Raw genomic sequence first — 10263 nt, 5'->3', positions numbered from 1 at the left:
TCGACCGCCTGACCTACGACGCCACCATCATCGAAACCGGCACGACCAGCTACCGCCTCGCCCACACCCGAGCAGGTGGGGCCAACTCAAGCCGTCCTGGTGGGGCCAAGTCGAGTTGACATACTCACACGCCGCCAGCACCGACGGCCCGACCGCACCCACGACCGCACGCCAGGGGTCGGCGCCGACGGCCAGTGCGACCGGCACGTGGTGGAGACCCCACAGCAGGCCCACGAGCACGCTCGCTCCCCAAGCCGGAAGGCGGTCTTGGAGTCGCTGCTGCCAGAAGCCCCGCCAGCCGTACTCCTCCAGAAGCGGACTGGTGGCCAACTGCGCGATCCCGATCAGCGGAAGGAGCAACAGGGTGACCCAACCCAACCGGCTCCACAGGTCGGACAGGCCGGCGCCAAACGATCCATGGCCGAGGCCCGCCAGAACCGCAAGCGTCGGCATGAGCGCGACTGCGCCCAGCCACCACCACCACCGGTGACCCTTCCACTCAAGGTAGTGACGCCACGCCTCCCGGGCCTCGGACCTGCCCCCTCTCGCATGTCGCACCAGGATCCCGGAGACAAGGGCGGCCGTCGCCCCGGGGGTCTGGAAGAAGACGAGCCACCCATACCGCTCGGGGCGTCCAGCGATGACGAAGGCGGCCGGAACATAGAACAGCCACCCCAGGCCAAACGTGATCAGCGGAAACGCCACAACGTCGTGACGCCGAACCCAGCTCAGGAACCAGGCCATTTCCCCACACTACGCTCGCAGTTGGGTAGGAGGGCAGGCAACGGGAGACCCTGCTTCGCTCGGTGGCGGCCGCCACCGAGCCCCTAAGACCAGCGAACCCTTGCCGCCCGGTGTTCCGCCATAACGAAACACCCGCAGATCGGCAGTTGCGGCCATGTCCGAGATGCCGGACGGTGGCCGGTGGTCGCCGTCTCTTGTTCGATTCCGACAAATCGGTCGTTTCTGAAGAGCTCAAGCGTTGTTGCGCAGAAGGCGGTGTCGGCCCCAATAGCCGTAGATCGCGCATCTGTAGTGAATGGTCTGTCCGATGAACGGTGCAAATGGCGTTCATCTTCGGCGGTTCTCGGCCGCCGGCATACGGTCGGCGAAGGTGATGGCGAACGCGTTGAGGGCGGGCTTCCACCTGACTGCCCATTGTGTCTGACCGGTGCCGTTGGGGTCTAGTGATCCGGTGACTAGGTACAGGGTCTTCATGGCGGAGTGCTCGGTCGGGAAGTGGCCCCTGGCCCGGACCGACCGGCGGAACCTGGCCTTCAAGGACTCGATGGCGTTGGTGGAGCAGATCACCCAGCGGATCTCGACGTCGTAGGCCAGGAACGGGGTGAACTCTTCCCCATGCGTTGCGCCACAATCGCACGATCGCTGGGTAGGGCCGGCCCCACTTGTCCAGGAACACATCCAGCTCGTGCTCGGCCGCGGGAACACCGCGGGAACCCCGGCAGATCCGACTCGGTCTGAACGCGAGTGGCGTCCTTGAGCCTCCCCGGATCGTCCCGCCGCCAGTGACCCGCGTTCAGACTCGCCAACACCCCGCGCCCCGGGCTGGATTTGGGTCAGGCTCCGCGACGCCACCCCTGCTCTCTTGCCTCTCGATCGATGGCAACCTGATCGACCTGGTCCGCCTTTGCTTTCCATGGCCGTTCTGAAATGTTCACCCAGGGGTCGCGGGCCATGCTGTTTCGGTGCGCCGGTCCTTCAGCTGTCGCGTTCTGTGGAGATGATCGCTTCTGTGTCGGCGTTCACGTAGACCTCCGTCAGGCCACGGGCATCGCCGACCACCACGTACCAGGCGATGATGCCGTGTTCGGTCTCGAGGTCGAACTCGAGCGCTTGGCTTCCGGGCACCTCGGCCATGGCCGCGGTGAGACCCTGCCGCGCAGTCAACGTGGGAAGCTCGCCGCTGGCTAGGCGGGACAGGCTGGCTGGTCGTTGACGCACCAGCTCCCCGGTGGCAGAGCTGAGGTACAGCTCAGTTCCGACCCCGTCCTTGTCGCGAACCACGATGTACCAGACCTGTTGCGCGCCTTCGTCGGTTCGTCCGCCCTCAACGGCGGCACCGCCGGGCACCTTCGCCAGCGCGGCGTCGATCGCAGTCTTTGCTGTCAGCCCCTGGCTACTGTCCGGGGAGGTGCTGGAAGGCGCGGCGCTGGCCGGCGTGCTGGACCGGGCGCTGGTTGTCGATTCGGCGGTGGCCGTGACGGTCACGGTGGCCACTGGCCCGGAGCCGCTGCTGCAACCGGCCAACAGGACCGGCGTGGCCAACAGTCCGGCGAACGCGAACGCGGTAGAACGAACGCGACTCATGCGGCGATCCTTCCTCGACTACCAGTCAGCGAGCCGAGCACTCGTCGATCTGGTTCCCCCCGCCCCCCACCAAGGAGCGACACCCCATCCGCGACAAGTGGATGAAGCGATGCCATGAGTACATCGTGCGGTCGTGAACCCACCGGGAGACCCCGATGAGAGTCCTCTCATCGGGCACCCCACCGGCCATGCTCTCGGCTTGACCTACCCGCCGTTCGGGTGCTCTGTGCTGGCTCCAATGGCGCTGCTCGACTTGGTGGGCAGTGTCAATGTCAAGTCAGCGGTACATACCGTCGCGAATTGCTCAGGCGGAGCTTCGGCTGCTTCTTGCCGGCGAAGTCGGACGCATTGTGTACATGTTGAGGGTCAGGACCTCAATGCTCCGCGGTACCCAACCATGCCTTCCGCACGATCCGCTTCACCAGCTCGAGTACTGGCATGACGGTGGCCGACAGGGCTCCGACGAGGAGCCAGTCCCCTGGGGATAGAGCGAAGGTGTCGAACGGCCCTGGAGCGGGGGGAAATCGACGATCGCGATGAGAAGGGCCACCTCACACAGGACCGCCAGGTTCAGCTACGCGTTCGCGAAGGGCCTTGACGAGAATTGGATCAGGACGAGTGAGACGAAGACCATGCCCATCGCCTCATGAAGGTTGCGGCCAGAGTTGAGCGCACCGATGAACAGGCCGAGGTTGATCGCGGTGGACCACACCCCAACACGGGGCGGGTGAAGATACCGGTGCGCGGGTTTCGCGGCCTGCGGTCCATCAGGCCTCGTTGAGGCGGGTCGACGGCGAGCGCGAGGGCGGGCAGCCCGTCGGTCGCTAGGTTCACGTAGAGGATCTGGACGGCGGACAGGGGTAGCGGCAGGCCCAGGAGCACCGCTCCGGCCATCAGCCCGATCTCGCCGATGTTGGATGACAGCAGGTACATCAGGTACTTCTTGATGCTGTCGACGACCGCGCGGCCCTCCTCGACTGCGGCAACAATCGAGGCGAAGTTGTCGTCGGTGAGGGTCATCGCATCGGCCTCCTTGGTGACGTCGGTACCCGTGATACCCATCGCGATGCCGATGTCGGCCTTCTTGAGCCGGGGGCGTCGTTGATTCCGTCGCCTGTCATGGCCACCACCTGCTCGTCCGCCTGCAGGGCGGCCACGACTCGCAGCTTGTCGGCGGGTGTAACGCGTAGCGTCGATGGTGCGGGCCTCGCGTGAGAGCTGGATGTCGTCCATCCCGTCGAGTTCGGCCCCCACAACCACCCTTCCATGCCGAAGAAGCCCCAGCTCACGAGCCATGGCCGGCGTGATCTGCGCGATGATCACGTGCTCGGGGAACGCGCGGTTGAAGGCGACAATGGCGCGCAGGGCCAGGGGAGTGGTGGTGGTACCGGGGTGGAGCACGACCGCGACGCTCGGCACGCGGTGATACCGGCTTCGCGGATGTCGTCGACGAAATCGGCCAGCGGTCCCTCGATCTGGCTTAGCCGCTCCTGGAGGACGGCGTGGCGGTCGCGCAAGTGGTCACACCGCGATCCAGAGAGCGGACCCGGGTCGCCCGATGAGAGGACTCTCACCGGCTTCTCCCGGTGGGTTAACGACCGCGCGATGAACTCGAAGCATCGGATCAGCAAGGCGAAAGGAACCAACATGAAGATCAATCGTTCCACTGCATTGTGGGCAGTCACGGGTGCCGTCGGCCTCTCGATGCTTGGTGGGGCGTCTTTGGCGATGGCTGAGACCCCTGTTCCAACTCCCACCACGAGCGCAAGCTCGAGTGTTACCGTCACTCCTAGCCAGGGTCCGAGCGATTCCCCGTCCGCGTCAGCGCAAACGACGACGACCGCGAACACTGCGCCCATCGACAACACCCCGAACGCCCCAAGCAAGGCCAACGCGACGAACACCTGCAACAGCCCCAACACGGCCAACAGCCCGAACACGGCCAACAGCCCGAACACACCCAACAGCGCACCCAGCGCCCCAACGGCGGACTGATCGGATGACCGCGCCGGCCACGTCCACGGTCCCGCTGCAGTCTCCGACCGCGGCAGGGCTGGGACGCAGCCACACTGGTCTGGTGAATGACCTGATCGCCGCCGCGGAACTGCTCCAGTCCCCGGAGGCGATCGGGCTGCTCGTGGCCGCCCTCACCGGCAGTCCTTTGGCGGAGCTGGAAGGTTTCAGCGCGGACCTGACCAACTGGCAGTACCGGCCCGGGGCGGAAGTAACCGCGGGCTACCAGGTCGGGTACCCGACTCCAGGCGGCCAGGTGGTAGAGCACCTCTTTGCCACCACCGCCGAGGTCGGTTCACCGGCCGTGACGCTTAGCCGGGGCGACCTCAGGTTCGGCGTGTGGCGGCACCCCGATGACCCGATGCTCCCCGGTCTCGCGGCAGCCTGCGACCCGGAGACGGTGCTGGGCTGGCTCGATACAACACCGACCGCCATTGACCTGGCCCTGATCGGCTACCGCCCGTTGCGTCGGGCGGTGCTCAGGGTCAACGCCGACGGTGCGGTCTGCTACCTGAAGGTGCTCAGCCCGGCGCGCGCAGACCGGCTGGCTGCGCGACAGGAGCTACTCGCCGCTAACGGGCTCACCCCGCAGGGAACCAGCCGCCCGACGGCGGGCGTGTTGCTGACGCCGGCTGCGGCCGGTCGGCCCCTGGCGAGTCTGCTGGCGGGGTCTAGCGACCCGGATCTGCCGACGCCAGGAGCCCTGGTTGGACTTCTCGATCGGCTTCCGGCCGGCCTGCTGCTGCTGCCCCGGCGCCCCTCGTGGGCGGACCGATTGGACTTCCACGCCGCGGCAGCCGTCCAGCGCCTGCCTGGGTCAGCTGACCGGCTGGCCCGCCTGGTCCACCGCGTCCGGCGCGTTCTGGAAACCGCCCCGGTGGGTCCGGTGGTCCCCACCCACGGCGACTTCTACGAGGCCAACATCATGGTCGAGGGTCCGAGCCTCCAGTTGATCGACCTGGACGCGGCCGGTCCGGGCCTCAGGGAGGATGATCTGGCGTGCCTGTTGGCCCATCTGGCTGTGTTGCCGGGCCTCTCGCCTGCGCACTACGGCGGGGTCGACGACATCGTCTCGACCTGGACCGGGGAGCTTGCCCGCCGGGTGGATCCGGCAGCGCTCACCGCCAGGGTCGCCGCCGTGCTCGTCAGCCTGGTCGCAGGAGGCGAGGGGGACCAGGCCGAGCATCGACTCGACTTGGCCGAAGCCTGGGCCGGCCGACCGGCGATGAGAGAACCCTAATCTCGGCACGCTGGAACTGCCTGGATGGCTGCGACTAGCGTGGAAATGAGGAAAGGGGCACCCGTGCGCATGTCGAGGGCCAACACCACCTGGGTGGTTTCGGGCGCGATCGGACTCACGGCGTTCAGCGTTGGCCTGATCGCCAGCGAGGCCACCACCGAGGCACTGCCAGCGCAGCCGCGGCCGGCCGTGACCGTCACCAGCACCCAGCAGCCCTCGGCCAAGCCCGGTTCGGAAAGCTCGACCAGCACCGAGCCGACCGCGACTACCTCTGGGCCAACCGCGACTCGTCCGGGCAACCCGACCGAATCACCGTTGACCGGGCCCTCACCGGTGAGCCCGCCGAGTGCCCACACCCCAGGCTAGGTCAGCCGGTAACCCATTCCTCGGACGGTCTCGAAGTAGTCCGCGCCGAGCTTGCGGCGCAGGTAGCGGACGTAGACGTCCACCACGTTCGAACCCGGGTCGAAGTCGTAGCCCCAGGCTCCTGAGAGCAGCTGTTCTCGGCTGAGTACCTGGTCCGGGTTGCGCATGAACATCTCCGCCAGGGTGAACTCTCGAGCGGTCAGGTCGACGCTACGTCCGGCCACACGCGCGCGCCTGGTGCCGAGGTCGAGTGACAGGTCGCCGTGCACCAGCACCATCGATGATCTACCTGCGGCATCCGTGCGTAGGCGCAGCTGGATGCGGGCCAGCAGTTCCTCGAATGCGAACGGCTTGGGCACATAGTCGTCGGCCCCCGATTGCAGGCCGGCTACCCGATCAGCCACCGATGACCTTGCGGTGAGCATGATCACCGGAATTGTCACGCCCTGGCCCCGGAGTCGGGCGAGCACCTCGAAACCGTCGATGTCCGGCAATCCCACGTCCAGAACCACCAGGTCGATCGGTTCTGTGATGGCGAGCTGGAGCGCCGCCTCACCGGAGGGCTCAATCAAAGTGGTGAACCCGGCCGCCCGCAACCCCTTGGCAACGAAGGCGGCGATCCGCGGCTCGTCCTCAACGATCAGGATCTGGCTCATGGGTCAGTTCCCCTTTCTGACAGGCAGCACGATACTGACCCTGGAACCGTGCCCCGGCTCGGACTCGATCTCCACTCGACCGTGATGGGCGCGCGCGATGGCGGCAACAATCGCCAGCCCAAGACCGCTGCCGCCGGCGACCGAAGCGCCTTCCCCGCGTTCGAAACGACGGGTCACCCGCTCCTGGTCTGTTGCGCTGATTCCCACCCCTTCGTCGCGGACCCAGAGGCTGAGTTGGTCGCCCTCGATCCGGCTTCCCAGTCCGATCGTGGAATCCGGCGAGGAGAACCTGACCGCGTTGGCCGCCAGCTGCAGCCAGGCCTGCGAGATCCGCTGGGAGTCCAGCACCAACTCCTCGTCGGCCAGCTCGTCGAGCACCCAATGCCTCGGGCCGAGCCCAGTCGCCTTGGCCAGAGTCTCGTCGGTGAGCCTGGCGACATCGGTTCCCTCCGCTTGCATGAACTCGGGATGCTCGGCCCTCGCGAGAGCCAGCAGGTCGTCCACAAGCCGACGCATCCGGTCGGTCTCGTCCAAAAGCAGCGCCCTGGTGGCGATAACCTCCTCCTCATCCGCGGGGTCCAGCAGCTCCAGGTGGCCCCGGATGATCGTCAACGGGGTGCGTAACTCGTGGCCGACGTCGTCCAGTAGCTCCCGTTGCGCGCCAACCGCACCCTCCAGCCGGTCGAGCATGCCGTTGACTGTAACCCCGAGGGCTGAGACGTCGTCGGTGCCGCGCACCGGGATGCGCTGGCTCAGGTCGGTGTCGGAGATTCGCTCGGCGGTTCGCCGCATCCACGCGATTGGCTCCAGGAGCCTGCCGACGAGGACCCAGATCAGCAGGCCCACGAGCAGCAAGGAGGCCAGCGATACCAACAGGTAGCTGCGCCACACTTCGCTGAGTAGCCCCTCCTCGGCCCTGAAGTCGACGGCACGGACGAGCGCACCGGTGGGCTGCGCAGTCCCGAAACTCACCGGAACGACCAGGTAGCGGTAGTCGCGGACGGAGGTGGTGAGACGCCCTTGGCTGGTGCTGTCGGCGCCGGCCAGACCCAGCATCGCCCGGACCAGCTGCGGGTCATCCTCCGGCCTGAGCTGCACCCCGCGCTGCGCCGTCCAGCGCACCCGGCCATCGACAACGCCGAACACGCCCTCCGCCGGCGCCAGCACTGAGCGCTGAACGGCGACGCGTAACAGGGGCTCAGCGGCGGCGAAGGGGTGCCCGGTATCCGGATCGAGACCCTGGGTGGCGAGGGTTCGGAACTCTTCCGCAGCGCGGCCGAGGTCGGCGCCGACCCGTTGCTCGGTGAGCGCATCGCCGCGGGTGAACACGATTGTGCCGGACATGGCCAAGGCGATGCCGGTGAGCGCGACGACGGCGGCGATCACCCGGGAGCGGACGCTCCAGGCCGAATGAAGGAGTGAGCCCGACGAGGTACCCATCACCACAGTCTGCCGCGACTTGGTGTACCCGGCCACCAGGGGTAAGCGCTCAGCGTCACAATCAGTCCGAGCGAGACTAGGTGTTCGTTGGTGTGTGTGTCGGGGTCTTCCAGCCGAAGACCCTTCGGGCGACGCAAGTCACGCATCACCTCGCGCAAAGACCCCGAGATTCAACAATTCGGAGCCCGGACGTAAGTTCGTGACGACTAGCCGCCTTTGTCTTGCCTGGCGCTGTCCGATTAGTGAGGTTCTTGAGTAGATACCGAGAGGCCCGACGCGTGTGCGTCGGGCCTCTCGTGGTGATCCTGGTTCGGGTTTGGTGTCCGGTCAGGAGTTGTCTGCGGGTGATCCGCAGACACCCCGTCCACCACCGAGAGGTGGTGGCTTACGGCTCTTCGGGGTCCTCGGGGCCGTGCTGGCCGTCCTGGGTGTCCTCACCCTGGTCATCGCTCTCGCCCTGGTCGTCGTTGACGGAGTCGTCACCGCTGTCGCCGTAGCATTCGTCGTCGCCGTCTTGGCCGTCGACCTCATCGTTGCCGTTCCCGCCGCGAAGGTAGTCCTGGCCTGCGCCGCCGAGGAGCGAGTCGTCACCGCTGTCGCCGTATTCGTGGTCGTCGCCGTCCTGGCCGTCGATCTCATCCGATCCGGTCCCGCCCCGAAGGACGTCGTCGCCCTCGCCGCCGACGATGGCATCGTCGCCGCTGTTGCCGTATTCGTGGTCGTCGCCGTCCTGGCCGTCGATCTCGTCCTTGCCGGTTCCGCCGCTCAGCGCGTCGTCACCGTCGCCGCCGACGATGGTGTCGTCACCGCTGTCGCCGTACTCGCGGTCGTTGCCGGCGCCACCGTTGAGCTGGTCGTTGCCGCTGTCGCCGTGGAGCCGGTCGGCGCGACCCATCCCGAAGATGGTGTCGTTGCCGGCGCCGCCGTAGATGATGTCCGCACCGGGCGATCCGCAGATCGTGTCGTCACCGCCCCGTGCATGCACGACATGGCGCCCTGATCCGGTCACCTGGATGACGTCGGCCCGGTTCGTGCCGCGGATGTGGCGAGCCGAGGAGGTGATTGTCACGGTCAGCCCGTTGCAGGTGGCTGCGGCGCCTTCCTGGGGGGTGGAGGCGTGTGCCGGTGTGATCAGGCCGAGACTCATCAGTCCCATCGTGCCGACCACAGCGATCGTTCGCATGCTGGTGTGTGTTGCCATCGCAATGACTCCTACTGGTGGGGGGAAGGCGCCGGGGTGCTCGCCTCTTACCTATGTAATCGACGCAGCATCCCCAGAAGTTACGCAGCCCGGCGACCACAAAGGCGACAACGGCAGAAAGGGTGACCCCGGTAGTAGGGAGGGGATCCGGTCGCAAGCCAATTCCGCGCATTCGTCGTGGTCCGATTGCGGCCATGGGGTTGGGGGCGGGTCGGTCGATTCGTGCCGGCCGTGTCAGTGATCTTGCGGAACGGGTGGACTCGCTTGTTGGTTTCCGCTGTGGCGTCCCGTTCGAGTCGGCGGGGTTGGGTGGGTCGAGTCAAAGGCGTTGGCGCTCCACCGCTGGGCTGTGTCCCGGGCCGAACATCCGAACGGGCAGGGCTGTCAGCTTGGTTCGTGTCGCATCCGCCTGGTCCGGGTCCGTCATCAGCTGCCTGGGGGTGAACGGGAGTAGTTCGCCGTCGGGTCCGCTCACCGCCGCGTCGCCGATCAAGGCGACGTCCCCCCACACGAACGCGTAGTGGCCCGGAGTATGTCCCGGGGTCGGCAGGGCGGTCAGCCCGGGGGCAACCGTCACCTCGCCGTTCATTTCGACCGTGCCCTGGGGAAGCTCCGACATCCGAAAGAGCCAGCACGCGAACCGGCGCAGCCGGGTGCCGGGCACGCTGCCGGTGCGCAGGATTTCGGCGTCAGCTGCGCCCAGCCACACCGTGGCACCAGTCCGGCGCCGCCACTCCGCCGCCGAGTGGGTGTGGTCCCAGTCGTAGTGCGTGAGCAGGATGTCGGTGACGTCGTAGGGGGAACGCCCCGACGCTCTCAACTCGCGGGCCAAGGGATTGAGCTGGAAGGACGGGCCCGGGTCGACGAGGAAGACCCGTCCAGCAGTGGCCAACAGGTAGGTCTCACAGCCCCATGAACTTGATGACTCCATGGCCCACAGGCCAGGTCGCAGCAGCTTCATCGCCGCCTCCTTGTCCTGCCGCCCACGTTACAGCGCGCCTGCCAGGTCTTGGTGGATA

The 10263-nt window shown here is 66.9% G+C and carries 10 protein-coding genes and 1 pseudogene; 1 reads left to right on the top strand and 10 read right to left on the bottom strand.

Annotated features, from left to right (window positions below; genetic code table 11):
• Positions 1–27: 27 nt before the first annotated feature.
• From ACFQQJ_RS14555 to ACFQQJ_RS14535, 5 genes and pseudogenes are all read right to left on the bottom strand, one after another.
• On the bottom strand, positions 28–744 hold the full coding sequence (locus ACFQQJ_RS14555; protein WP_377107510.1) for a CPBP family intramembrane glutamic endopeptidase: 717 nt from the start codon (positions 742–744) through the stop codon (positions 28–30).
• Positions 745–1071: 327 nt separating this feature from the next.
• Positions 1072–1408 (bottom strand): annotated as a pseudogene (locus tag ACFQQJ_RS14550) (transposase); the annotation flags it as partial.
• A gap of 311 nt (positions 1409–1719) precedes the next feature.
• Positions 1720–2328 carry a PepSY domain-containing protein gene (locus ACFQQJ_RS14545; protein WP_377107508.1) on the bottom strand — a complete coding sequence of 203 codons (609 nt, stop codon included), beginning with the start codon at positions 2326–2328 and terminating at the stop codon, positions 1720–1722.
• A 609-nt stretch (positions 2329–2937) separates the two neighbouring features.
• The gene (locus ACFQQJ_RS14540; protein WP_377107507.1) at positions 2938–3729 is read right to left on the bottom strand and encodes a cation transporting ATPase C-terminal domain-containing protein; all 792 of its coding nucleotides are present in this window, start codon (positions 3727–3729) and stop codon (positions 2938–2940) included.
• On the bottom strand, positions 3648–4286 hold the full coding sequence (locus ACFQQJ_RS14535; RefSeq protein ID WP_377107506.1) for a hypothetical protein: 639 nt from the start codon (positions 4284–4286) through the stop codon (positions 3648–3650). The genes ACFQQJ_RS14540 and ACFQQJ_RS14535 overlap by 82 nt, the downstream gene beginning before the upstream one ends.
• 119 nt (positions 4287–4405) lie before the next feature.
• Here ACFQQJ_RS14535 and ACFQQJ_RS14530 point away from each other — a divergent pair, with 119 nt between their 5' ends.
• Positions 4406–5581, top strand: a complete 1176-nt coding sequence (locus tag ACFQQJ_RS14530) for a phosphotransferase (RefSeq protein WP_377107504.1) — start codon at positions 4406–4408, stop codon at positions 5579–5581.
• Here ACFQQJ_RS14530 and ACFQQJ_RS14525 read toward each other — a convergent pair.
• From ACFQQJ_RS14525 to ACFQQJ_RS14505, 5 genes are all read right to left on the bottom strand, one after another.
• A complete protein-coding gene (locus ACFQQJ_RS14525; RefSeq protein ID WP_377107503.1) occupies positions 5578–5832 on the bottom strand; it encodes a hypothetical protein in 255 nt (84 codons plus the stop codon). The genes ACFQQJ_RS14530 and ACFQQJ_RS14525 overlap by 4 nt on opposite strands.
• A 111-nt stretch (positions 5833–5943) precedes the next feature.
• Positions 5944–6603 carry a response regulator transcription factor gene (locus ACFQQJ_RS14520; protein ID WP_377107501.1) on the bottom strand — a complete coding sequence of 220 codons (660 nt, stop codon included), beginning with the start codon at positions 6601–6603 and terminating at the stop codon, positions 5944–5946.
• Positions 6604–6606: 3 nt separating this feature from the next.
• The gene (locus ACFQQJ_RS14515) at positions 6607–8043 is read right to left on the bottom strand and encodes a sensor histidine kinase (RefSeq protein WP_377107499.1); all 1437 of its coding nucleotides are present in this window, start codon (positions 8041–8043) and stop codon (positions 6607–6609) included.
• A gap of 385 nt (positions 8044–8428) precedes the next feature.
• Complete coding sequence (locus ACFQQJ_RS14510; protein ID WP_377107497.1) at positions 8429–9190, bottom strand: calcium-binding protein; 762 nt, start codon at positions 9188–9190, stop codon at positions 8429–8431.
• Between the two features lie 373 nt (positions 9191–9563).
• The gene (locus ACFQQJ_RS14505) at positions 9564–10205 is read right to left on the bottom strand and encodes an MBL fold metallo-hydrolase (RefSeq protein WP_377107495.1); all 642 of its coding nucleotides are present in this window, start codon (positions 10203–10205) and stop codon (positions 9564–9566) included.
• Between the last annotated feature and the right edge of the window lie 58 nt (positions 10206–10263).

It is taken from the genome of Propionicimonas sp. T2.31MG-18, assembly GCF_964266745.1.
Classification (GTDB): Bacteria; Actinomycetota; Actinomycetes; order Propionibacteriales; family Propionibacteriaceae; genus Propionicimonas.
Note: the sequence above shows the minus strand (reverse complement) of the source record. Positions and strands in the feature narration are given on the sequence as shown.